This is a genomic window from Algoriphagus faecimaris (assembly GCF_900101705.1).
GTDB lineage: Bacteria > Bacteroidota > Bacteroidia > Cytophagales > Cyclobacteriaceae > Algoriphagus > Algoriphagus faecimaris.
In genome coordinates, this window is the sequence record NZ_FNAC01000004.1 from 34,734 (window position 1) to 58,823 (window position 24,090).

At 41.3% G+C, this 24,090-nt stretch carries 21 protein-coding genes; 7 read left to right on the top strand and 14 right to left on the bottom strand.

All coding sequences use genetic code 11. The features are described 5' to 3' along the window. Nucleotide 1 precedes the first annotated feature (1 nt). The 3 genes from BLQ57_RS03035 to BLQ57_RS03045 are packed head-to-tail and all read right to left on the bottom strand — an operon-like array spanning nt 2 to nt 2,724. A complete protein-coding gene (locus tag BLQ57_RS03035; protein ID WP_087937950.1) occupies nt 2-1,234 on the bottom strand; it encodes a serine hydrolase in 1,233 nt (410 codons plus the stop codon). Beyond that, nucleotides 1,231-2,295, bottom strand: a complete 1,065-nt coding sequence (locus BLQ57_RS03040) for an aminotransferase class I/II-fold pyridoxal phosphate-dependent enzyme (protein ID WP_087937949.1) — start codon at nt 2,293-2,295, stop codon at nt 1,231-1,233. Before BLQ57_RS03040 ends, BLQ57_RS03035 begins: the two co-directional genes overlap by 4 nt. Before the next feature lie 6 nt (nt 2,296-2,301). Beyond that, a complete protein-coding gene (locus BLQ57_RS03045; RefSeq protein ID WP_087937948.1) occupies nt 2,302-2,724 on the bottom strand; it encodes a VOC family protein in 423 nt (140 codons plus the stop codon). Between the two features lie 106 nt (nt 2,725-2,830). Between BLQ57_RS03045 and BLQ57_RS03050 the strand changes: the two genes are divergently transcribed. Beyond that, the gene (locus BLQ57_RS03050) at nt 2,831-3,733 is read left to right on the top strand and encodes a patatin-like phospholipase family protein (protein ID WP_087937947.1); all 903 of its coding nucleotides are present in this window, start codon (nt 2,831-2,833) and stop codon (nt 3,731-3,733) included. Beyond that, on the top strand, nt 3,723-4,343 hold the full coding sequence (locus BLQ57_RS03055; RefSeq protein ID WP_087937946.1) for a class I SAM-dependent methyltransferase: 621 nt from the start codon (nt 3,723-3,725) through the stop codon (nt 4,341-4,343). The genes BLQ57_RS03050 and BLQ57_RS03055 overlap by 11 nt, the downstream gene beginning before the upstream one ends. 9 nt (nt 4,344-4,352) lie before the next feature. On the opposite strand, the gene BLQ57_RS03060 is transcribed toward BLQ57_RS03055, so the two are convergent. The 5 genes from BLQ57_RS03060 to BLQ57_RS03080 all read right to left on the bottom strand — a co-directional run bounded on the left by BLQ57_RS03060 (nt 4,353) and on the right by BLQ57_RS03080 (nt 11,640). Then, complete coding sequence (locus BLQ57_RS03060) at nt 4,353-6,800, bottom strand: non-ribosomal peptide synthetase (protein WP_087937945.1); 2,448 nt, start codon at nt 6,798-6,800, stop codon at nt 4,353-4,355. After that, nucleotides 6,790-7,557, bottom strand: coding sequence for a hypothetical protein (locus BLQ57_RS03065; RefSeq protein WP_087937944.1), 768 nt, complete (start codon nt 7,555-7,557; stop codon nt 6,790-6,792). The genes BLQ57_RS03060 and BLQ57_RS03065 overlap by 11 nt, the downstream gene beginning before the upstream one ends. Nucleotides 7,558-7,809: 252 nt before the next feature. Beyond that, complete coding sequence (locus BLQ57_RS03070) at nt 7,810-8,670, bottom strand: universal stress protein (protein ID WP_087937943.1); 861 nt, start codon at nt 8,668-8,670, stop codon at nt 7,810-7,812. Nucleotides 8,671-8,698: 28 nt separating this feature from the next. Then, nucleotides 8,699-10,285: a BCCT family transporter gene (locus BLQ57_RS03075; protein ID WP_087937942.1), complete on the bottom strand. Its 1,587-nt coding sequence runs from the start codon at nt 10,283-10,285 to the stop codon at nt 8,699-8,701. 11 nt (nt 10,286-10,296) lie between these two features. After that, entirely contained in the window at nt 10,297-11,640 is a 1,344-nt protein-coding gene (locus tag BLQ57_RS03080; RefSeq protein WP_087937941.1) for a hypothetical protein, read from the bottom strand. A gap of 228 nt (nt 11,641-11,868) precedes the next feature. Between BLQ57_RS03080 and BLQ57_RS03085 the strand changes: the two genes are divergently transcribed. After that, the gene (locus BLQ57_RS03085; RefSeq protein WP_087937940.1) at nt 11,869-12,471 is read left to right on the top strand and encodes a trimeric intracellular cation channel family protein; all 603 of its coding nucleotides are present in this window, start codon (nt 11,869-11,871) and stop codon (nt 12,469-12,471) included. 1,176 nt (nt 12,472-13,647) lie between these two features. Beyond that, nucleotides 13,648-14,757 (top strand): amidohydrolase, encoded by a 1,110-nt coding sequence (locus tag BLQ57_RS03095; RefSeq protein ID WP_087937938.1) that lies wholly within the window; start codon nt 13,648-13,650, stop codon nt 14,755-14,757. A gap of 15 nt (nt 14,758-14,772) precedes the next feature. On the opposite strand, the gene BLQ57_RS03100 is transcribed toward BLQ57_RS03095, so the two are convergent. From BLQ57_RS03100 to BLQ57_RS03125, 5 genes are all read right to left on the bottom strand, one after another. Next, on the bottom strand, nt 14,773-15,870 hold the full coding sequence (locus BLQ57_RS03100; protein WP_087937937.1) for a DUF4221 family protein: 1,098 nt from the start codon (nt 15,868-15,870) through the stop codon (nt 14,773-14,775). 488 nt (nt 15,871-16,358) lie between these two features. Beyond that, nucleotides 16,359-16,904 (bottom strand): hypothetical protein, encoded by a 546-nt coding sequence (locus BLQ57_RS03110; protein ID WP_092824013.1) that lies wholly within the window; start codon nt 16,902-16,904, stop codon nt 16,359-16,361. 226 nt (nt 16,905-17,130) lie between these two features. Then, nucleotides 17,131-17,787, bottom strand: coding sequence for a hypothetical protein (locus BLQ57_RS03115; RefSeq protein WP_139162653.1), 657 nt, complete (start codon nt 17,785-17,787; stop codon nt 17,131-17,133). Nucleotides 17,788-18,136: 349 nt separating this feature from the next. Continuing rightward, nucleotides 18,137-20,473, bottom strand: a complete 2,337-nt coding sequence (locus BLQ57_RS03120; protein ID WP_087937933.1) for a M1 family metallopeptidase — start codon at nt 20,471-20,473, stop codon at nt 18,137-18,139. A gap of 13 nt (nt 20,474-20,486) precedes the next feature. Next, a complete protein-coding gene (locus BLQ57_RS03125) occupies nt 20,487-21,068 on the bottom strand; it encodes a HupE/UreJ family protein (RefSeq protein ID WP_087937932.1) in 582 nt (193 codons plus the stop codon). A 130-nt stretch (nt 21,069-21,198) separates the two neighbouring features. Here BLQ57_RS03125 and BLQ57_RS03130 point away from each other — a divergent pair, with 130 nt between their 5' ends. From BLQ57_RS03130 to BLQ57_RS03145, 3 genes are all read left to right on the top strand, one after another. After that, nucleotides 21,199-21,648, top strand: coding sequence for a DUF6702 family protein (locus tag BLQ57_RS03130; protein WP_240507732.1), 450 nt, complete (start codon nt 21,199-21,201; stop codon nt 21,646-21,648). A gap of 533 nt (nt 21,649-22,181) precedes the next feature. Continuing rightward, a complete protein-coding gene (locus BLQ57_RS03140; RefSeq protein ID WP_087937929.1) occupies nt 22,182-22,604 on the top strand; it encodes a MarR family winged helix-turn-helix transcriptional regulator in 423 nt (140 codons plus the stop codon). Nucleotides 22,605-22,609: 5 nt separating this feature from the next. Further along, complete coding sequence (locus BLQ57_RS03145) at nt 22,610-23,032, top strand: organic hydroperoxide resistance protein (RefSeq protein WP_087937928.1); 423 nt, start codon at nt 22,610-22,612, stop codon at nt 23,030-23,032. A 55-nt stretch (nt 23,033-23,087) separates the two neighbouring features. Here BLQ57_RS03145 and BLQ57_RS03150 read toward each other — a convergent pair whose 3' ends face one another. Continuing rightward, the gene (locus tag BLQ57_RS03150) at nt 23,088-24,065 is read right to left on the bottom strand and encodes an NADPH:quinone oxidoreductase family protein (RefSeq protein ID WP_087937927.1); all 978 of its coding nucleotides are present in this window, start codon (nt 24,063-24,065) and stop codon (nt 23,088-23,090) included. Nucleotides 24,066-24,090 lie beyond the last annotated feature (25 nt).

The window sequence follows — 24,090 nt, forward strand, 5'->3', positions numbered from 1 at the left end:
TTCAATACTCAAATTTCAACCCTTCAAAATCCGGCCTCAATACCTTTTTTCTATTCAACTCCAGCTGATACAGGTACTCGCCCAATTCGGCAAAAAAAGGCAATCCGATTTCTTCGGTTTCGTAAGTATTGTCATTGAGGGTTTGATTACTATTGGTGTAGATCGCGGCTGATACGAAAAACTCTACTCCGTTTTCATAATCCACAAAATAGCTTCCATCGATCAAATGCCCATAGGCCCAACCGGTTTTGTTGAAAATTCGGAATTGGTCTGGAATCGGGTTTTTGTCTCTTCCAAATTTGAAAAACTTGGAGTAGCTATCGTAATAGTCCGGTCCTTCATATTTGGGATAATCCGACTCAGCCGGAAGCATACTCATGTATTTTAATATGAATTCCCTGTGAGATTCGTTTAGTGTAAAGCGCTCCGATTCCAAAAAAGCCTGTGGAAAAACTATCCGCTGCAAAACTCCATGCAAATCTGATAAAGCAAACTTATTTTTGAAGGTGAACTCCATCCCTGTCTCAATCAAAGAATCGGCGGCATAATAGGCCCTACCAATGTACGGTCGCTCAGGATTAGAATAGATGGTTTCCGTTTGCCTTTCGGGTATTTCCAAAAGTATTTCTCCTGACTTATCCACAAAACGGATTGGGTTGAAATAACGGTTTTCGATTTCGTCAGCCGGAAAGCTCAGGCGATGATTGATAATCGTATGATTGAGACCTTTTTCGGCCAGCTTTTGATTGATATAGTCTTGACCTAGAAGCTCATAGAGTCGATTGTAGGCGTCATTATCAGAAACCAAAAGAATCTTTTTGATGTAATGTCCTATGCTTGGAAGTGAGTCCAAAGATGAGTTATCCACATAGGCAGGCACTTGCGATGGACGAACTGAATCCGTCAACATCGGAGTATCTAGCGTCAAGTTATCCACATTTTGCTCCTCCAGCCATTCCAACGCTAAAATGGCTACAGGTAACTTTACGGTGGAGGCAGGATAAAAGTATCGCTCATCGTCTAGGTTGAATGAATACGTTTCCATCAATGGATTCATGTGTTCATTCCGATCTATTCGGGTAAAGAGAATCTGAACCTGATAGGTATCCGCACTATCCAATACATTTTTCAATACTGGATAATTATCTAAGCCTGTTTCAAAGGGTGCTGTCTCTTGTTGAGAACAGGCAAAAATGAAGGATGAAAATAGAATTAGTATAGGTAACTGTCTCATGATTGCTTGGCTAAATCTTGTAAAATATCAATGAGGTATTCAATATCGCTTTTTTCATGATAGGCAGAAAGCACGAGCCGGTTTACCCTAGGACTTAGCTCCGTGGGATAAGGAAAACTCGAACAGATTATACCTGCTCTTTCCAATTGCTCCACCCATTCGTCGGGATGAAAACGGAAAACAGGATAATCCGGCCTGCCATTTATATGGTTTAAGTTTCGGATACCCTTTTCAAATAAAATGCAGTTTTTTTCGAGCAAATGTTGGGTCTCTTCATAGCGATGCTGCATTTCTATAAAAGTCTGCAAGTGGGCTGGTGAACCTGGAGATGCTCCGCCGAAAAGAGCTGTATCTTTTATTTTTCCTATTTGCTCCCCATTGCTCAAAATAATACCCGCAGGTAGGCCTAGTGCTTTGCCCAAGGAACCCGATACCACCAGGTTAATTTTGGGATCATCCCAATGGGAATAAGTGCCAAATATTTCTTTTCCGACTACCCCGAAAGCATGGGAATCGTCAATCAAGAGGCTCAGTTCATGTTTTTCGGCGATTTCTCTGACCCAGTGATAATCGTGAATATTTATGCTCAGTGGATCTATTGCATTGCCGATGAGTAGGATTTTTTGTGGAAAAAGGTCCTCAGACCGTCGCTGACAATCTTTTTTCCATTGAATAAAATCTAATTGTGTGTCTGCTTTATACCCATCCGGAATAATAGCACTATGTGCATCCGGGGCAATCCAAATTTGATCTGTGCCTTGAATCAAGCTTTTCCAAGCTGCTATTCCAGCCAAATAGCCCGAGCTCAAAACGGCAGCAGATGCCGCTCCGGCATTTAAAGCAAAAAACTCCTCAAATTCTTCAAAGATCTCCAGTCGGATATTATTATTTCGGCTTTGCCCAAAATTGGCGCCCCACTCAAAGACATTATTCGCCAAAACGTCCAAGAAATCTACATCTTGAGCAATCCCCAAATAGGACGTACCGCTGAAATAAAGGTATTCTTTTCCCTCTATTTCGACCATACGGCCGATTCCGGTATTTAGATAATGATTTTTCAATCAGGATTACTTTGCAAAAATTTGGGATTCGTCTTGGAAGGATTTGAACTCCAGTGCGTTTCCGCATGGGTCAAGGAAAAACATGGTGGCCTGCTCACCCACTTCACCTTGGAAACGGATGTAAGGTTCGATGACAAACTCGATCCCGTGAGCTTTCAGTTTATCTGCTAACTCATGCCATTCATCCCAAGGAAGAATAGCGCCAAAGTGGCGAACAGGTACATTTTTACCATCTACAGCATTGGTTTTGGCTTGGGCCAATTCCTCTGGCTTGATATGAGCTGAAAGTTGATGTCCGAAGAAATTAAAATCGATCCACTTATCCGTACTTCTTCCGATGTCACATCCTAAGAGGTCTCCATAGAATTTGCGGGTTTCTTCGATATCCCGAATTGGGAAAGCTAGATGGAAGGGTTTAAATTGACTCATATTGTTTACTTTCGTTGTGTGATTTAAAGATCTTTATTCTTACGGTATAAAGTTAAACTAACCGTAAGTATTATGGATTAGACAGCAATTTTTCTACCCTAAAGATATGGCAAAAAAGCAGAAAGTTTCATTGGTTTTAAGCAGTGGTGGAGCAAGGGGCTTGGCGCATGTGGGAGTGATTGAGGAGCTGGAGGAGCGAGGCTATCAAATCAGCCAAATAGCCGGCTGTTCGGCAGGTGCACTTGTGGGCGGTATGTATGCAGCGGGTAAATTGACGGAATTTAAAAACTGGATCTGTCATTTGGATCGCGTAGATGTATTTTCGTTGATGGATTTTACCTTTTCCAGTCGAGGATTTATTAAAGGAGAAAAAGTCTATTCGGCATTAAAAAAAGTCGTTCCTGACTGTCAGATTGAGGACTTTTCCATTCCATTTTCTTGCAATGCGGTGGATGTGCACTCGGGTGAAGAACATATTTTTAAAAAAGGCAGCTTGTACCAAGCCATCAGAGCTTCAGGAAGTATCCCTTCGGTTTTTTTGCCAGCTCAAGTAGGAAAGAAAACGTTGATAGATGGTGGGGTATTGAACCCTATTCCAATTTCATTGATTCGCCATGATCCGGAGGATTTACTCATGGTGGTCGATGTGAATGGTTTGGATGTCGAGTTTATTTCTCCGCCTAAAAAGGATGCAAAGGGGAATCGATTCATGAATAGTCTACCAGCTTGGATGATAGACTACAAAAATAAAATGAGTCAATATTTTCCTGAAGAAAAACCCGCCGAAAAGGACATCAGTTATTCTACCTTGAATCTGGTCAAGCGATCTTTCGATTTACTTCAGGATAGGTTTTGTGAGTTGCTTCTGGATAAGCATGCCGTAGATGTTCAAATCAAAGTGGCTCGAAAACAAGCCGGAACATTGGAGTTTTATCGGGCTGCGGAGATGATAGAGATTGGTCGCATTAAAGCCCGAAAAGCATTAGAACAATTGGAAAATGGAAATTGATGAGTTAAATCGGCTATTGGGCAATGTGGATAACTACCTTTTGGATCAGATCCTGAAGGGTCGATTCACTAAGGAGATGAAAATTCTCGATGCGGGTTGTGGAGAAGGTAGAAACACAGTTTACTTCATCAATCAAGGTTACTCGATCTTTGGAATAGACCCCAATGATTTGGCTATTCAATACTGTCGATATCAGGCCAAAAGTCTTGATCCAAATTATGATACGCATCGGTTTCAGCTAGGAAGATTGGAAGAAATACCTTTCCACAATCAGGCCTTTGATGCGGTGATTTGCTCAGCAGTGCTTCATTTTGCAGAGACTGTGGATAACTTTTGGCAGATGACGCGAGAGATTCATCGGGTACTGAAGCCAGGGGGAATTTTTTGGTTTCGAATGTGTACGGGTTTTGGAGGGATATTGGAAAAATCCCAAGATTTGGGAGCTGGAAAATACTTGCTGCCAGATGAATCGGAACGTTTCGTTTTACAAACAAAAGAACTGGAGCTGTTAATTCAGATGGGTTTTGAGTTTGTCGAAGCACCCAAAACGGTCTTGGTACTTGATCAGCGTGAAATGGGAGTTTTTTTGCTAAGAAAAGTAGGAGAATAATTTGTGCTGTTATTCTTTCGCTTTGAGTTGATGGATAAATTCAAGGATTTTATTGGTAAAAAACGCACTGTTTGCTTCAGATAGTGCATCAAGATGATCTCCCTTGATTTCTGCCAGTGAAAAGCTAGTTTTTGTGATTTCCTGCCAACTTCGGATGTCTTTTTTCGAAGTCATGGCAGAACCTGTAGCGTAAAAGTATAGCATGGCCGATATTGCCCTTGGTGTCTCACACTGGGAAACAAAGGCCTGAATACTATTTTCAAAAGGGCTTTGTGATTTTTCCTTTGAGAGTTTTTTCTTTCCATAGCCAATTAATAATCCGGAGACCTGAATCAATGATTCTTTCAGAGGGAGGTTTCTAAAGCGATATAGGATTGGTAGTAATCGGTTTTTTAAAGGGATTTTAAGAATTGGGGCATTTTGGTAAAAAGGGGAATCTATGGCGATGATTGCACCTCCGGTTTGTTCTTGTAGCTTGGCAGCCAAATATCCATTAAAGCTGTTACCCAACAGAATGGGATTTGGATATGGAGCCAAAAGATCAACTAATTCGAGAATGATTTTTTCTGCACTAAAGCCCTCTAGAATTTTAAACTGATTGATTCTTAGATAGGCTAAGTTGAAGGATTGGTGTACTTCTTTCTTTTCCAGAAAATTCTGAAAGGAGAAATAATGGCCGGTTTCAATTAAGAATAAAAAGGGCAGGGAATCCTTTACCTCAGCACTAATCCAATGCAAGCAGGGAAGGCTAAGTGGCTCATTTCCCCTAATGTGATCTGCAAGTTTTCGGAGGCTTCTGTATTGAAAAATGGCATGCGTTTCAATCTCTTGGTTAAAATGGGCAGAAAGCTCTTCGACCACCAATACACTCAAAAGTGAACTTCCCCCTAGATCAGAGAAAAAATCAGCTTCTAAGTTAGTGATTGGAATCCCTAGGTTTTTGCACCAAATAGTATGAACCCCTTGCAGAATTGGATCTGTAATCTGACTCTGTATAGATTGGATATCCCTCTTTTTTGATAAGGACACAATCTCCTCTTGATTAATTTTTCCATGAGTATTCAATGGGTAGTGTAGTACTTGCAAATAACTTCTGGGCACCACTTCAAGACCCTTTAGTTTTTGTGTTTTGGTGTAGAATTGCTCATCGGCTTCCATTTGCTCTACCTCCAAACAAGCGATTAAATACTCCAAACCATTTTCGTCCTTGGAAAGCAAAACTTTACAGGATTTGGCTTTGAACAGATCTTGTAATTGAGTTTCCATCTGCTGCAGATCAACCCATTTTCCATTTACTTTTTGACGGGAATTTGTCCTGCCAATCACCGAAACAAAACCATCCGAAGAGATAAGACCGAAATCTCCCGTCCGAAATATGCGTTTATCCCCCACCTTGGGATGATAATTGATCTCTTTATTTTCAAAATAGCCTAAACTTATGTAGGTAGAGCTGACTGTCAGTTCTCCTGGTTCACCGGGTTGACATGGATTTCCATTGGCATCTACCACTGTCAAGGATTTGTTTTTGACGGGTATGCCTTCATTGATTTTTGGAAAATTCTGTAAATAGGAGATTTTAATTTCTGAGATAGTTCGCGCCTCGGTACTGGCATAGGCGAGCTGAAGTACTGCGTTTTTCGGAAAAAATTTCCTAAAAATCTCTAAATCAGAAGGCATGATTCGTTCACCAGCAAGGCACAGAAACCGGATGGATTGAGTGTATTTTATGAGTTCATCCTGATAAATGGCCGCGAGAATTCTAAATGAGGAACTAGTAAGTGTAGCAAAACTGATTTGTCGGCTTTTCCAAAAAAGAGGTATTTCTTTAAGGTTTTCAGGTTTTAAATCCACCACGGCAATACTCGCTCCGGAGATCAAAGCAGGAAAAATACTTGCCAAAGATGAACTAAATGAGGAAGCAAAAATGAAATCTAGTGTATCTGAGGCAGAGATTTGATTTTCGGAGACCTGACGATAGCTGTCTTCTATAATGGAAGCGTAATCATGGATCACATATTTTGATGACCCGGAGCTTCCCGATGTTGCATATACACAAAACAAGCGATCCGGAAGGGTGACTTTTTCCCTCCAAGCATCTATGGACTCAGAAGCTTCGAAAGGGATATCCTTTAGATCGATACTGTCGACAGCAGCGTTTTTAATATTACTTATCAGAAATTTAACGGGGACATGCTCTTGCCAATTTGACTGAAGACTTTTAGGAAGGAAGAAAAAGTAATTTTCTGAAAGTAAAACTCCCAAGCAAGCGATTATTTCTTCCGTTTTACTGGGGAGATTGATCCCGATGCAAGAATTATAGAGGCCCAGTGACTTCAAGTGATTTGCCACATCGCTTGCCCTTTGATACAACTTCTGATAGGTTATATCACCACTTTCTGACTTGATAGCAAGTTGATTTGGAGAGGAGCTTGCGTGAAAATGAATTCTATCCAGCATGTTGGAATGCTAGAAACTCCTGGGACAATTTTAAGCCGGACTTTATCATGTTTTGGTGGCTTATGCTGTTTTTGTATGCCCAAGAATAAATCGGCTTTTCTGGATTCTGAGTTTTGGCCCTTTTGATACGATCAGAGAGAGCTGACTTATGATAGCCCTGAAATCTATATTTTTCCTGAATAGCCCCTACAGAAAGAACGGTGAATTCAGGATGAAAATATAAGCCTGTAATGCCCACGGGAACTCCATCGACCATAATAAAATAGAACTCCAAACCAGGGGCTTTTAATTTCAATCTAAAGTTTTCAACCACGGACTCTTCATGGCGATTTTCAGCATCAAAACAGTTGAGATAAAGCCAAGCAAACTCAGCGATATCTTTTTCCGAAACTAGTTTTAACTGAATAGTATTTTCTTGAGGGCTTATAGGCTCTTCTTCAGGCGATAGGGTCATGATGCAGATAGTCTCCCGCTGTTTATATTTTGGAAACTTTTTGATGATATCTAAGGATAACAAATCCTTCGAATCAATAATTACTTGATGATTTTTTTGATGGATATCCGCATAAAATTCTTCCACATAATCAATCACTTGGGTACTTTCAATTTTCCCAATACAATAATTGAAATAATTGATAGGCTTAAACTTTAGTAAAGTCAGTTCACCACATTGGTTGATGGCAATAGCGTTTTGGATTTCAGGATTTTGTTGAAAAGCCTCGAGTCGCAAGAGGTCGTAATGCAGCAGGGTGTTCATTTAAGGCTAATAGCTAGGGGAATTTTTTGAAATTTAATGGATAAAAAGCATCTTCCCTAAGGCCCTTAAAAATAAAGTAGTGCTGGTATGTTTTAGTAAAATGCCAGTCTACTCCAGATTGAAGTGTAGAGCTTTTAATTTTTTAAAATTGTGATCAATAAGGCCTCGTACCATTAGAGAACGCCACTTTTTCATCAAAGCTTATTTGAGCTGTGATTTCTTGAACAAATTATAATCCCATAATTAATTCTATTATTGAATTATCAAGACGGTCACATTTTTATCATTGGCGATGAGGTTTTCTGCCACACTTCCCAACAACAAATCTGAATCATCGGATTTTCCTTTTTTGGAGATGACGATCAAGTCTCCTTTGAGTTCTCTGGTATGTTTGTAAATGGCGTTTCCGATTGAATTCCCTTCTGCTAGATACATACTCAAACTGGCCTCGATATTAGCTTTTTTCTTCAGCTTCTCATACTTGCCCAAGGCCTCCTTTTCCAAGCTTTTTCTGATTGACTTCTCATTCCCTACAAAGGGGAAATAGTGTATCCCGATTTTAAGGATGTGGATGGGCAGGAGTTCGGTCCCCGTGGTTTTTGAGATGTGGCCTGACATTTCAAGTACTTTTCCTGTGTAGGATGAAAAGTCAATAGGAACGATCGTCTTCGTGATGGTTGGTTTGGCGGTCTCTGGCACAAGGATCAAATTGCAGCGCAGGAGTCTGACCATTTTGCTACTGAAAATTCCTGAGCCTTCAAGCCCTTTCTTTTTCCCCAGAAAGAAGAGATCAAATTTACTTTTATTGATCCAGTTGACTAGCGCACTGAAGTCAGGTTGAGGCTGAATATAGATATGGATAGTGGATTTATTTTCTCCAAAAACCGAATCGATTTTAGATTGGAGTTCCTCTCGGATAAGCTCTTCCAAGCTTTGGTTTTTTTGGGCGAGCATGGCTTCAAACTCAGAGGAGAGCTCCTCTATTTCAATCTGATGGATCAGGTGCAGTTCTTCAAAATCAAAGAGTGAATCGTATCCTTTGATGAAATGAAGCATCATTTCATCCATTTCTGTTAAATCTGCGGCTAGCGCAATTTTATTTAGATTCTTCATTGGTATTTCAGTTTGGTTTAAAAAAAGACTATTCTTTTTTAGTCCCTTGTTTTTTGATCAAGGTGTCTTCCAGTTTCTTTTCGTAGCGCTTTTTATCTGGTTCTTTTTCCAGCTGAGTCATTTTGAGATATTCGGATTTTAATCCTTTGTTCAGTGAATACATCATCAAGACAAGAATAAACAAAAAGGGCAAACCTGTCGTGATGGAAGCTGTCTGCAAGGCGCCTAATCCTCCCCCAATCAGTAAAGCAGCCGCAACTGCCCCTTCCGCAGTGGCCCAAAATACCCGTTGCGGGACTGGAGAGTCCAGTTTTCCTCCAGAGGTTATATTGTCAATTACCAGGGATCCGGAGTCTGAAGAAGTCACAAAAAACGAGGTCACCAAAAACAAACCGATGATCGAGCCAACCATACTCAGGGGAAATTCCTGAATGAAGACAAATAATGCGGTAGAGGCATCTGCCACGATAGCATTGGCAAGGTCATGATTGCCAGACTGCATGTCCAAGTATATCGCAGAACCTCCCATTGCCGTCATCCAAAGGAAGGTCAAAAGGGCTGGAATTAGCAAAACTCCAAGAACAAACTCCCGGATCGTACGTCCTTTAGAGACGCGAGCGATAAACATCCCGACAAAAGGAGACCATGAAATCCACCAAGCCCAGTAAAAAACCGTCCAATCGCCCTGCCATCCTTTGTCTCGGATGGCCTCCGTCCAAGTGGAGACTTCAATAAAATTATTCATGTAGTTGCCTACATTTTGGATAAAGCCTCTCATAATGAAAAGTGTCGGACCAAAGATCAGGACAAAAATCAATAATATGGCAGCAATTCGAACATTCCATTCGCTGAGAAACTTCACTCCCTTATCGATTCCTGAGACCACCGATATGGTCGCGATAAGAGTAATTCCTGCAATTAAGAGGACTTGAGTGGTGACGGTATTGGGGATTTCGAAAAGATAGAAAAGTCCACCACTCACTTGCTGCACCCCTAATCCGAGGGAAGTGGCCAATCCGAAGAGTGTGGCTAAAACTGCAAATACGTCAATAACATCACCTATCCACCCATTGATTCGATCTCCTAGGAGAGGGTAAAACACAGAGCGAATGGTTAAAGGGAGCTTGCGGTTATAGGCAAAAAATGCCAAGGAAAGGGCCACTACAGTATAAATGGCCCATGCGTGAAAGCCCCAGTGGAGGAAGGTCAAATTCATGGCATTTTGGGCCGCTTCGGCACTATAATCCTCTGAAATAGGTGAATTTGCATAGTGACTAACAGGCTCAGCTACCCCCCAGAAAAGCAAACCGATGCCCATTCCTGCGCTGAATAACATTGCAAACCATGCCGGAGTAGAAAACTCAGTTTCGGCATCTTTTCCGCCGAGTTTGATGGTTCCATATTTGCTGAAACCTACATAGATACAAAAAATAATGAATACGTTGACCACTAGAATAAACAACCATCCTGTTTTATCGGTGATGAACGTTTTCATATTTCCAAAAATCTCCTCCATGGGTTCTCCCACCCATAGGGTGATGCCAATAAAGAGAACGATCAAAATCGTAGCGGGCCAGAAAACTGGTGGATGAATATCGATGTATTTATTTTTCATAATTCTTAGGTTTAGAAATAATAGCCGAGATTAATATTCAATCGGGTATTCCAAGCGGCTTTATCTGAAATAGGATTAGTGGAGCTGATAGGCTCTTGGTAATTGACCCCGCGACCAGTTCCCAATGCGTTTCCTCCGAAAATATCACTTATCCAAGGTTGGTTTCTCCCTTGAGCAATATCAAAATAGCAAAAGATTTTTCCAGCACTGACAAGGGCGCCAGGTACTAGCATATGTGTAGGAGCAAATCGTTGTGTAGTGCCGTTGAGCTCAATTTCCCCAAATTTCTCCATGTAGGTGTAGTCAGTGTACACTTGAATGTTTCGTACAGGTCCCCAACTTACAGGAATGTCATAAGAAATCCCCACTGTATACATAGCGGCTTCAGCTGCGACATCGTAAGTACCAAAGCCATAAGCACCCATTTGTACGAAGCTCAATGGCGTATCCGCATCATCCCTGACATCTTTGAAATTGTAGTAGAGCGCTTGGGTTTTTAGATTCCATCGACCCCAATTATTTTCATAATGAACTGCTCCGGCAAATTGCCTTCCGGTATGGGTGGTTTGCTGATTGTACACTTCGTGAGTTTGGAGCGATAGTCCGATTTCTCCTGATTTGAGTAATTTGGCCGCCCTCAGGTTAAGTTGTCTTCGTTCGATATTGGTATTACCTGGAACAGGCACCACATCATAAGAATAGCGCGCAGAGGCGGGTACCCCAAAGCTGAGTTCGTTGGTTCCTCGGGGCTCGGAAAGTAGAAAATAAGCGAGATTGAAGCGCCAGCCTTCGTATTCTTTGGTGAAATTAAATCCGATCTGATGGTCATCTTCCAGCCCTACATAGTAGGGTGTAGTAAACCACCAACTGTGAGAGGCATAGGTCAGCAATCCAAAGGGAACTTGGGTAATACCAAACTGTAAATTAGTACTGGGATTAAATCGGTAGCCGATCCAGCCATATTTCAAAAAGTGGGTGTTGAAAGTGGGATAAAAACGGTATTCGAATGAGAGCTGAAGGCCATCACTGTAAGAGTCTACGTTGATCCGCCAGGTATCCCAGGTCCAGTCATTTCGTAGTTCGGTACCCAATGGGAAAGTTTGACCTTCGAAATGCGTGTAAATGGTATTGAGACGAAGCGCTCCCCCGATTTTTAGCCAAGAGGTATCCTTTTTGGTTTCTTGGGCAGCAAAGTTGGCAAATTCTAAGGTAGCTTTGGAAGTGCCATAATCTTTGTTGAAAAGGTAGTTGAGAGGCGATTCCCGATTGATTGAATCCAAGGTAGAACCTATGGACAAAATCGGAATACTTATTAAAATAAAATGAAAAAAAAGATGGTGGTAGAGTCTTCTCATTGGTTAATTTTTAACTTTCCAAAAGAGAGGTGATGTTTTACCCGAAATTTTAAGGTATAACTTTCAATTTAAAAATGAAATTAAAATGAGCAGAAAATTGATTGTAAAAACGAATTTTCCACACAGTTTACGAGCTTTTACAAGTAAAAATTCTAAGAAAAAGGACTTTTATTAACGTTTAATGACGTTTTAATTGATGAATAACAAGACCTTTGAAAAAATTTAATCATGGCCCTGCAATACGCTTTAGAACTCATCGGAACTTTTGTTTTTGCCATCTCAGGTGCTTTGGCGGTGAGGGAACGAGAGCACGATTTATTTGGGGCAGGCTTTACCGGTTTTATTACCGCCATAGGTGGAGGTACGCTTAGGGATGTCTTACTGGATGCTCATCCTTTGGTGTGGATTGGGGATATTTATTTTCTTTATGCGATTTTATTGGGGATTTTGGCCGCCTTTGTTTTCCCTGGTTTTTTGAGTCGGTTGCGAAAGACTTTCTTTCTCTTTGATACCTTAGGGATCGGTTTTTTTACGGTTTTGGGGGTAGAAAAGGCCTTGAGTTTGGGAGTGAGGCCGGAGATTGCGGCGATTATGGGGATGTTTACCGCAGTGATGGGGGGAGTCATTCGGGACACGCTGACCAATGAAATTCCAATTTTGTTCCGAAAGGAGATTTATGCCTCCGCTTGTTTGGCTGGTGCAATTTTGTACTTGGTTCTAAATTATTTTGGTTTGGGAAGGGAGTGGAATTTGCTGCTGTCGATTTCTACGGTGATTTCGATTCGACTGATAGCGATGAAGTATAAATTGAGTTTACCGAGGTTGGATTGAGGGCTATTGCCTGCGAAGGAGCCTGGGAGGAAAAAGAAATTCTCCCACGGATATATGCAAATGAATAGCACAGATATTCGCTGATTTTTTGTCACATAAATGACGCGACTTACCGAATCAGTGCAGATCAGTAGGGAAAGGACATCAAATCTGGGCTGTCTCAAAAGTGAAGTTTGTCACCTTGAGCACTTGAGATACGATCATCTCCAAATCGAAATATGGGCCAAAACGATAGAAATGGCCTTCGAATCTAGTCACTCTGAGGTAGGCATGGGGTCGAAGGGTCAGGCTGATATTAGAGCTATTTATGAGATAGCCTCTTTGATTCGATCAATGCCATTATTCTTAGCAGATTTTACCTTCATATAATTAAGTCTAAGACTCAGAAGGCAAAATCTAAAAAGATTTGGTACTACCACGACTTTACTGAAAAGACCTCTATTAAAATCGGTAGCAAATCATTCTACCAACGTAATAGTTTGAATTGGACTGGAATCTTTCGGTTATGGGGCCCTTCGGGATTTTCGGTTTTGGAGTGCTTTGCAAACCCGTTAAGAAAATGACTTGGCTCGCGAGGTATCGAGAGGACAAGTCGTAAAGAAAATGCCCAGTGGGCATTTTTAGGCTTGGGCCGGTTTGAGGGACGGACTCATTTTTAGGGTGGCAAAGTAGGACAAAATTCCGCTGTGCACTAGGTTTTAACATGTAGAAAGCGTCACCAGCGGAAAGAAAAGAACGGGGCCAAGACTTTTGGATACTTTTTGCCTGTCCGCCGAAGGAGGAGTCTTCAAAAGTATCAAGGGAAAAAAGATTTAAAAAGCTTAAGATCAGGCCAAGCTTTTCAGTTTAGGCCAAATCATTTTCATACCTCACTTGCCCCGACTGATAAAGCAAAACAAAAAGGGTTAATGTCATTTTCTGAGCGGAAAGACTAACCTATTCATTCATAACTTCATCAAAATAAAATTGCGGACAAAACTTGTCTTCTCATTAAATTAAGGGTAGAACCAAAGATTTTAATTTTAAGAAAATAAATTAACGGGTTGGAGAATTCTTTGCCTCTTTAATGCTCTGAGTGAAAAATCCTTAACGATATTGCTGCTAATTACACAATAGAAATACCCAATGGGAAAAATAGATTTCGAATAGCTAAGTCCAAAACCCAACTTTGATATCATGAATTCCTTGATCAAACTCCGACATACCCTACACCAACATCCAGAAATAGCTTTGGAAGAAACCGAAACCGCTCAGCGGATTTTAGATTTTTTTAAACCCTTACATCCGGATCAAATCCTTGAAAAGCTCGGTGGAACAGGATTAGCTTTTGTATTCCAAGGGAAAAAACCCGGCAAACGATTGCTGTTTCGCTGTGAGCTCGATGCGCTTCCCATAGCCGATCTAAAGGAAAGCAATCACCAAAGCCAAGTTTCCGGTAAAGGTCATTTATGTGGGCATGATGGCCACATGGCGATCATCTGTGGCTTGGGAGAAAAACTATCCCAGAAGCGGCCGGAGAGTGGAGAAGTGGTGCTTCTCTTTCAGCCTGCAGAGGAAACAGGAGAAGGAGCTCAGGCAATTTTAAACGACTCCCGCTTTGAGGAAATCAGGCCCGATTATGCCTTTGCCCTGCACAATTTACCTGGTTTTCCGCTTCATCAGATGGTGCTGCGAAAAGGAACATTTGCCGCGGGAAGTACCGGAATGCGACTGCATTTCACTGGGAAAACCTCCCATTCTGCCCATCCCGATGCCGGAATCAATCCTGCTCAAGCCCTTGCACAACTGATGCAGCAGCTACCCCAATTACCCAAAGAAATTCCCGGCTTTTCCTTGCTCACGCTCATCCATGCTGAACTGGGAAGTTTGGCCTTTGGGACGAGTGCAGGCAAGGGCAGCTTAGGTATGACCCTGAGAGCCTTTGATCAGGAAGATTTGGATTTACTAATTGAAAAGGCACAAGCCTTGGCTCAAAAAATAGCAAACCAGGAGCGCTTGAAATTGGAGGTAGAATTTGTCGAGAAATTTGCCGTTTCGCACAATGACCCGGAATTGTACAGTTTGGTAAAAACTGCTTCAGAGAAATTGGCGCTTTCTACCGTAGACAAACCCGAACCCTTTAACTGGTCAGAGGACTTTGGACTGTTTAGCCAGCATTGCCCTTCTTTTTTATTTGGCTTGGGAGCCGGAGAAAATTGTCCTCAGCTCCACGAAGGAAGCTACGATTTCCCGGATGAATTGATTGAGACGGGAGTAGGGATGTTTTGGGAGATAATAGAATTATAGTCTCCTTTTAGTCATTCATATTGGTAACGAAGAATAAAAAGCAAAACGTAATTCAGTTTCATTGTCGGAATTCGCGCGCTGAAAATAAATCCCTTTTTCAGTAATGTAAGGCCTTGAAAAATGATCATTGGGAAGCTTAAAATGTCCCAAAGCCTTCCAATTGCTATCGATGATATTAATCCAGTGATCTCCTCTTCTTGTATTAACTCGCTCCCCATTTTCATCAAAATGCTCTTCTTTTTCAATTCGGTAGAAAACTTTTCGATAAGGATCCCAAACTAAATCCCAGAATTGGGCAGAATATCGAATTGATCGAGCCTTATATTCTCCCTTCGTAAAATTTGAAGGATCAATTTGATCACTTACATATTTTCCTGGAGTGGATTTTATAGACATTTCTCCACTTTCAGGGTCGATTATAATAACCTTACTAGAAAATGGAAACGATATGAAAACAAAATCCTGGTCTGTAGAAATTTGAGGATGATGAAGCCCCTCAAATAAAATCATTTGTTCCCTTAGCTTTTCTCCTAGATCAATAGGGATAACTTTTGATACTTCAAAATCTTTATCCAAAAGATAAATTCCTGCAAAGTGAAAAGGTTTGGTGGTGTGAAATAAAGGCAAAACCATTTTATCCTGAAAAATCGAAATAGGAGGAATATCATTTAATACAGAGATAATTCCTTTGACTCCATTGAAATAAGATTTTCCATTAAATAAAATTTCATCATCCAATGAGTAGGATCTTGAAGGTTCATTTTGATTTTCTGGAAAATAAAAAATCCGATTATGGGTTTTATACATAAACCCATCTTCTAAAAGTGTAATTCCACCGCCTTGAGTTACAACTTCCGAAATTGATGATTGCATCTTAATCTGTCCGACAATTTCAGCCTTTTCCAGATCAATCATATCCAATGAATTGTTTTGCAAAAAATATCCCCCAAATAAATTCCCTGCATTATCTGAAGAGACCACATAAGCATTTGAGAAATGATCGGGAATTGGAATGGAAAATTCAGAGCTATCTAAATTTTGAGGTAGAGTTTGATTGTCCTGCTTACATCCAAGCATTAATAAAATAAGAGAAAGGACTAATTGATTTTTCATTGGAGTAAAATAAAGGTGGAGGCTGTCATAGTAAATACAACAGCCTCATTTTATAGTTAAAATAATACCGTCTTAAATATCATGATTCAGGTAAATTAAGCGAGCTCAACTTTGGCATCGGATTTAAACTATACTTTAAATTCTTTTATCTCCCCCACATTTCCAAATTATTTGTTTAATTTTTTCCTTGGCCGAAAAATGCAAATACTCAATCCCATTTTATGGGGCGCGTTGGATTTGTTAAAAAGGACAGGCCATTTCGCTGATTTGAAGATTTTTGACTGTTTAGCCAGCATTGCCCTTCTTTTTTATTTGGCTTGGGAGCCGGAGAAAGATGCCCCCAGCTCCACGAAGGAAGCTATGATTTCCCGGATGAATTGATTGAGACGGGGTTGGAGGTTTTTGGGTATTCTTGGTAAACTTTCATAAAAAAGGCCAGAACATTCCCGAGTGGGATATTCTGACCTTTGATTTATTAAACTCCTATTTTAAAGATTCCCTTTTAAGCGATACCCGAAGTTAATCTCGAAAAATATAGGTAAGATACCCCTAGAACCCGTTAAATCAAAATAATAAACTGGTCCTAAACTTCCCAGTAGAGTCCATCGTTCATAATTTCTCTTGAATCCCCAGGTCGGACCTATGGCCATGCTGTAATTTTCGTTTGTTCTTACATTTCCGGCAATTCGAGGACCATAGAACAAGTAGCGTAATGCCAGAAATTTTTTACTTTTCCGCTTCCCGCTTTCCACTCGGTCAAGATTGTAATACCTCCTGCCTTGGATATCCACAAATGGCGCAATCTGGCCCTGAAAACCTGGTTCACCATAGATGGTATTTAAATCTGGATAAGAGTAATTATATCCAATTCCGATATTGTATTCTATCGTTGTTTTTATTCCGATAGGGTTTTCCCAAGCAATCCCAGGATTTATGATATTTAGGCGGAGTTCTTTTTCGGTTTGGGCATTAGATAACCCAGAAATTCCCAGCAAAAGGAGGATCAAAAAGACAAGTTTTTTGTTTACAATCATACGTGTTTGATATTTCAACATTTAACCAAAAGACCGAGGTCTCTAAAATTTCCTCATTGGCTCGCAGCGCTTAAGAAATCGGCTTAAGATTTTTTTCTTCTTCTAAGCACTAAATAAATAATTAAACCAATAAACAAAACCCCAAAAATTTGCCAGGCTAGAATCCCTGAATTCGGCATCTCTATATCGTAACTTAAGAATTTGAGCAATTTCATAAATTAAAAATTTAAGGGATAATTTCAGTATAGGAAACTTGACCAGTACATCCATCAACTCTTATCCGAACATTTCTTATTTCACTTGTCCAAATATCTCCTACTCCTTCAACAAATAGAACATATCGAATTGAGTAGGTGTAAATTCCTGAATATTGATAATTGTTTGAACTTGACGCATATTGTTCATTATTAAAGGTGTTTTTTCCTAAGGCAGTCATAAAAGTTAATCCACCAAGTGAAGCATCAAAGTTTGAAATCAGTCCATCTCCATTTCCTGTTTGAAATGAAATATCAATGTAGGTCTGTGAACTAATGCCAATTCTTCCATAAACATTCCTCCAATTCTCCAAACACCTAATCTTAAATTCTTGGGTTTTTAACCTGTCTTCTATAAAAAAAGAGGCTTCTGAAGACTTGATGATGGGAATAGATTCTAAATTATTCCTATCCAATACATTTCTTAAAACTGTTTCATCCAATTTTTTTTCTTTAAGAACTTGGATAACCGACTCTAATTCTGCGAGACTAACTATTTTTATCCCACTGCTTTCATTGGTTCTGATATCCTCCAATTGGAAATCATACTTTTTTAAAATTTCATTAACTGAACTTTCTGTTATTGATATTTCTTTTATATCATCTTCAAATGGAACACAAGAGGTCAATTTGTAAAAGATCAAAAAAACTGTACAAATTAGAAGAAAATGTTTGCTGTTTGCTGTATGCTGTTTTCATAAAGTTTAAATTTTTAACTCCTTAAACCTAAGGCTAAAAAAGTCCCAAAAAATACCTAGAACTGGGTATTTTTTGGGGGTTTTCTTTCGGTTTTGAAGAAATCCTCAGTCTTTTCTATCGATCTGAATCGTCCGATTGGGAGAAAAGTCCTTATCCAGCATCTTGGGAAACAAGGTCAACTTTTGGATAAAAAACAAAACCCTCCAAAGGGGTCCCGATAGGTGTCAGGATCCTTGGAGGGTGGATATTTTTCGCAGACCTGACAGGCCTGCTTGAAAATTACTTTTTCTTCTGTGCCCGCTTCATCGGATTGTCTCCTGTAGAAGCTCCTCTTGCGCCACCTCGACCTTTGAAGAGTTCGAAGCGCGTAGGCTGATACTGTCTTGGCCAGTAGTTGCTCGACTCATCGATATCGGCTGTCTCACGGTAAGGATCCAAAACAAACTGCACTACTTCTTTTTTCTTGGGGAAAACTTTGGTCACCTGCGTTTCATTCAGCTTCCAGATTTCAGCAGGAATCCGCTCGATTTCCGAGGTACCATCGGCATATTGAAATTCAATGATCAAAGGCATAACCAAGCCGCCTACATTTTCGAAAGTAAGCTCGTAGAAATTTAGATCCGAATTGAGCAACTCTCGCTCTTTATCCGTCAAGCTCGCCATAAATTGCTTGTATTCTTCCTCATCCTCGGGAGTAATCGCAAATCGATCGTAGCTATTGTAGAAATCACGCGTGGCAGGATCGGCTTCCAACACGGTCTGTGGCACATCAGCTTTGTTAAACTCCTTACTGATGTAAGTTTCCTCTCGCCCAAATTCCGCCCGATCGGCTGCTTTCTTTTCAGCAGGAGTTCGATTATCCAACTTAAACCATTTTACATCCTGAATGGCAATATCCACCGGTTCGGTCTCGTAAAACCATCCTCTCCAGAACCAATCCAGATCGACAGCCGAAGCATCCTCCATCGTACGGAACAAATCCTCCGGAGTAGGATGCTTAAACATCCATCTTCTTGCGTATTCTTTAAAGGCAAAGTCAAACAGCTCTCTTCCCATCACGGTCTCCCGCAAAATATTCAATGCGGTTGCCGGCTTGGCATACGCATTGGGGCCAAATTGAATGATATTTTCCGAATTGGTCATGATCGGCTCCAGGTACTGCTTTTCACTTCTCATGTAAGGCACAATTTTATGGGCGGGCCCACGACGGGAAGGATAATCTCGATCCCATTCCTGCTCAGCCATAAACTGCATAAAGGTATTCAAACCCTCATCCATCCAAGTCCACTGACGCTCGTCGGAGTTGACGATCATCGGGAAGAAGTTATGCCCTACTTCATGAATGATGACTGATATCATTCCGTATTTCACCGCTTCCGAATAGGTGCCGTCTTTGTCGGGACGACCATAGTTGAAGCAAATCATCGGGTATTCCATTCCATTGCTTCCTTCTACTGAAATAGCGGTTGGGTAAGGGTAGTCAAAGATTTTTTCAGAATAGGATTTGATCGTATGGGCCACTACTCGTGTGGAGTATTGCTCCCAAAGCGGATTGCCTTCTTTGGCATAATAAGACATGGCCATTACGTCTTTTTCACCTTGCTTCACGGCCATGGCATCCCAGATGAATTTTCTGGAAGAAGTCCAAGCGAAATCACGTACATTTTCGGCTTTGAAAATCCAGGTTTTCTTTTCTGTTGATTTTCCTTTTTCCAGTTTTTCGGCTTCTGCCTGAGTCCGGATGATGACCGGATTGTCATAGGTTTGCTTGGCTTTGTTCCATCGCTCCAGTTCGGTGGCGGAAAGTACCTCTTCCGGATTTTGCAAAACTCCGGTAGCCCCCACCATGTGATCGGCCGGAACGGTAATTCGGACTTCATAATCCCCAAAAGTCAAGGCAAATTCACCTCTTCCAAGAAATTGCTTGTTTTGCCAGCCTTCAAAATCGGAGTAAACGGCCATTCTTGGAAACCACTCGGCCATGGTGTAGAGGTAATTCCCATCTTCTGGAAAATACTCATAGCCCGGACGGCCGGATATGTAACTCATTCTGTCTGTGATATTGAAGGACCAGTCCACTTTGAAGGAAAAAGTCTCTCCTGCCTTTAAGGGCTGCGGCAGATCAATTCGCATCATGGTTTTATTTACTGCTACGGGAAGAGCAGTTCCATTTTCATCCTTCACATCCAACACCTTGTAGCCAAACTCCTCATTTTCCCAAAGAATGCCTTCCAAGGTTCGCATGGTCATGCGCGAATTGATGGAGCTTTCGGCAACCTTAGGCGCCTCAGACTCTGGGCCTCGTTGGTTTTCTTCCAGCTGCACCCATAGGTAAGTAAGTTGATCCGGGGAATTGTTGATGTAGTTAATGGTTTGAGAGCCGGTGATGGATTGATTGTCATCATTGAGTTCCACATCAATCACGTAATTGGCCTGCTGCTGCCAGTACATGTGTCCCGGAGCACCCGAAGCGGTACGGTACACATTTGGAGAGCGAAGCATCGTTCCGAGTTGTTCAAAACGCTCGGCATGATTTTGCTCCGATCGGCGAGCTTGTGACCAGCCTTCGGTCAAAACCAGCGCAAACAAAGCGATAGCGAGTCCAAATTTTCTCATAGAATTATATTTATTACCAGAATTTCGTTTCTAACATTAACACTAAAGCCACTCCCAAAACCATCGAGGAGACAACCAAGGCCCAGTCCCGCTTGTTTACACCTGCTATTCCCACCAAAATGGAGGTCAGCAGCAGAAATGCTCCCACAATGACTAATTGTCCAGCTTCCAGGCCCAGATTAAAAGCCAATAGCGGTTGCCAAATCGACGCTTCTTTTCCCAAGAGCTCTCGGAGGTAATTGGAAAAACCCAATCCATGAATCAATCCAAAAAACAGGGCGAAGAAATAATTGAGTTGGACCCCGCGTCCGGAGGTGGGACGGGGTTTCAATATCGTCATAAATGCGGTAATGGCAATGGTCACCGGAATCAAAAACTCGATCACATCCGAGCGTATATTGACGATTTTGAAGGTAGCCAAAGCCAAGGTTAAGGAATGCCCAATAGTGAATGCCGTGACGAGAATTAAAATCTTTTTCCAATCTCTTCCCGTAAATACTGCACAAAGCGCCAACACAAACAGGATATGATCGTAACCCTGAATATCCAAAATATGCTGAAGACCTAATTTAAAATAAAGCTCAAATGTGTTCATGGTCGGTGATTATATACTTCAATAGAAGTAAATTGCGGCAATTATACGGGATTATCCCCATAAAAGACACAGCGAGTACTTCCAAATGCAACAGTTTTACATATTCATAATTAGTCTGGGATGGATGGTCATGGCGCATCCATTTTTCATCAGTTTGACCGAAATCCGACAAAACCCAGAAAGCCAACGATTTGAAATTTCCCAGAAAATCTTTTGGGACGATTTGGAAGTCAGTCTGAGGGAATTTTATCAAGAGGAGATCGATTTTTTGGAACCGCAGGATGCCGAAAAGCTCCTTTCTCAAATTGAAAAATACTTGTTGGAAAAAAACAAATTGTGGATAGACGGAAAGGCGCTTGAGCTCCGAGTCTTGGGTTATGAAATCGAAGAGGACGCCGCTTGGTTTTATATGGAGTCTAATTCACAACCTTGGAATTCCAAAATTCGGGTTCAAAACAGTATTTTGATCGATGATTTTACTACCCAGCAAAACATCGTTCACGTGTACAAAGGCACTAGCCGAAGTCCTAGCAGCTTGCTTTTGGGAAAAGGAAAGGAAGTGGATGAGTTGGAGTTTTAAGCAGATTTAATCAAAGCTTTTATTTTTAAATTTAATTAATGGGGTTTCCACTTCTCATATCCTGATAAATAATTATTAGTAGGAAGTTTTGGGTGTATTTTTAGCGCGGGGGTAAGTCCTGGCAGCAAGGCAGGGGCTGGCAAGCGGGTGGAAGCATTCCCGGCGACTGGCTTTTTGGTACTTTTGGGCCATGCCCAAAGTACAGAGAGAAATTTTTTCCTGAATAAAATTGGATTGAAATCTTCCTCATAAATTGGCATTAAGAAATATCTCAGGAATATTAATTTTTTATGTATATCCGCTTTCTTACCAGTAAGAAGATTGAACGGCCTAAAACAAGGCTGGAAGTTCAATTTCAGGGAACTTCGCCTGCCAGCCGAGGCTGGGTCTTCCGTCATCGGTCTTCCAACCTAATAAGCAAAGGAAATAAGGCTACTGGTGTTATTACGGATAATCATGTTAATTTTTTATTGGAATCAATTCTCTTTTTCAATTTTTAAAATTAAATTGTTTCAAATCAATAAAGCAGCCTCATGGCCAATTTATCTACACTTTCCCGATTGCTCTACAGCAATTCCAGACTCCTCATCCAAGCTATTCAAGAAAAGTTGAAGCCTTTTGATCTTACCTATACCCAATTCCTGACACTTTCCGTGCTTTGGGATGAGGATGGCCTTTTTGTCAACCAAATCGGGGATCGGCTAGAGCTGGATTCAGGGACACTCACTCCTTTACTCAAAAAACTGGAAGCTCAAAACTATGTAATGCGAATCCGAAGCGAGGAAGATGAGCGTAAGGTCCGGATCGAACTCACCTATCCGGGAAAATCATTGCAGAGCAAAGTAATCCAGGTTATGGACGATTTCTCCGCTGAGTTTGATTTGTTAAGTGAGTCCAAGTTGCAGGATTTAAACCATTCGCTTCAGGACTTGTTAGATAAGCTAAAATCACACTAACACTTATGGAAAAATTGAATATCGATTACACTGCAGTAGCTGTCAATACAGGAGGAAGAAAAGGACATGTTAAAACCGACGATGGCAAATTGGATTTTGAAGTCTCCATGCCTAAGGAGATCGGTGGAGATGGAGAAAAAACCAATCCCGAGCAATTTTTTGCAGCTGCTTATGCTTCTTGTTTTGGAGGAGCTTTGGGTGCAGTGGCAGGTAAAACCAGCCTTCGGGACTCTGAAGTGAAAGCCAAGGTACACTTGGGAAATTATGGGCCCGGAAGTTTTGGTTTGGCTGTGGATATTGAGGTAAAGATCCCTCATGCAGAATCTTTAGAACATGCCCAAAAATTAGCAGAAGCTGCTCACGAGGTTTGCCCTTATTCTAAAGCCACGCGCGGGAATATTGAGGTGAACGTGAAGGCGGTGGAATAGGGGTTTGATTTTAAAGCATGAAAAATAATTGAGGCGGATCTAGGTCCGCCTCTTTTTATTTCACCAAAACCACCCCTTTTCCTAGCATTTTTCGATCCATCATGGTCTGTAAAGCTTCCGGCGCCTCATGAAGTCGATAGCGCTTGCCAATGTGCTGTTTGATTTTTCCCTCCCTGATCCATTGCATCAGTTGGAGTATATTTTCAGTGCTTTTTTCCGCTTCCAATTTTGAAAACTGACCCCAAAAAACACCCACAATCGAGGCCCCTTTCAATAAGGGCAAATTCAGTGGAATTTTCGGGATTTCCCCGTTTGCAAAGCCCACCACCAAATAACGTCCCTTCCAGGCGATGCCTCTCAGCGCAGGCTCTGTATAGGGCCCTCCCACAGGGTCATAGATTACATCTGCACCTTTTCCGTTGGTAAGTTCTTTGATACGGGATTTGAGATCTTCTTTTTCGTAATTGATCGTGAAGTCCGCTCCTTTTTCCCGACATAATTCGAGCTTTTCTACAGAAGAAGCAGCAGCGATGATTTTTGCACCCATCAGCTTTCCCAACTCCACGGCTGCAAGTCCAACGCCTCCGGCTGCTCCCAAGACCAATAAGGTTTCCCCGGATTTCAATTGACCGCGATCTTTCAGCGCATGAAAGGAGGTGCCGTAGGTATACAGTGTCGTCGCAGCGATTTCTGCTGGGATACCCTGGGGCAAAGCAAAAATTCTATCCACATCCACGGCTACTTTTTCGGCAAATCCTCCCCAGCCACAAAGCGCTAAAACCGAGTCCCCGATTTGATGATTTTTCACCTTTTCTCCCAATCCAATCACTTTTCCGGCCACCTCACCACCGGGAGAAAAGGGTAAATCAGGTTTGAACTGATATTTCCCCTGAATAATAAGCGTATCGGGGAAATTGACCCCGCAAGCCGCCACCTCGATCAGTACTTGATGTGGGGCTAGGTGTGGATCAGGAACTTCTTTGAACTTCAAGGAATCAGGCAATCCAAATTTTTCACAGATGATGGCTTTCATGGGCTTTTGTAATCGATGTCACTAA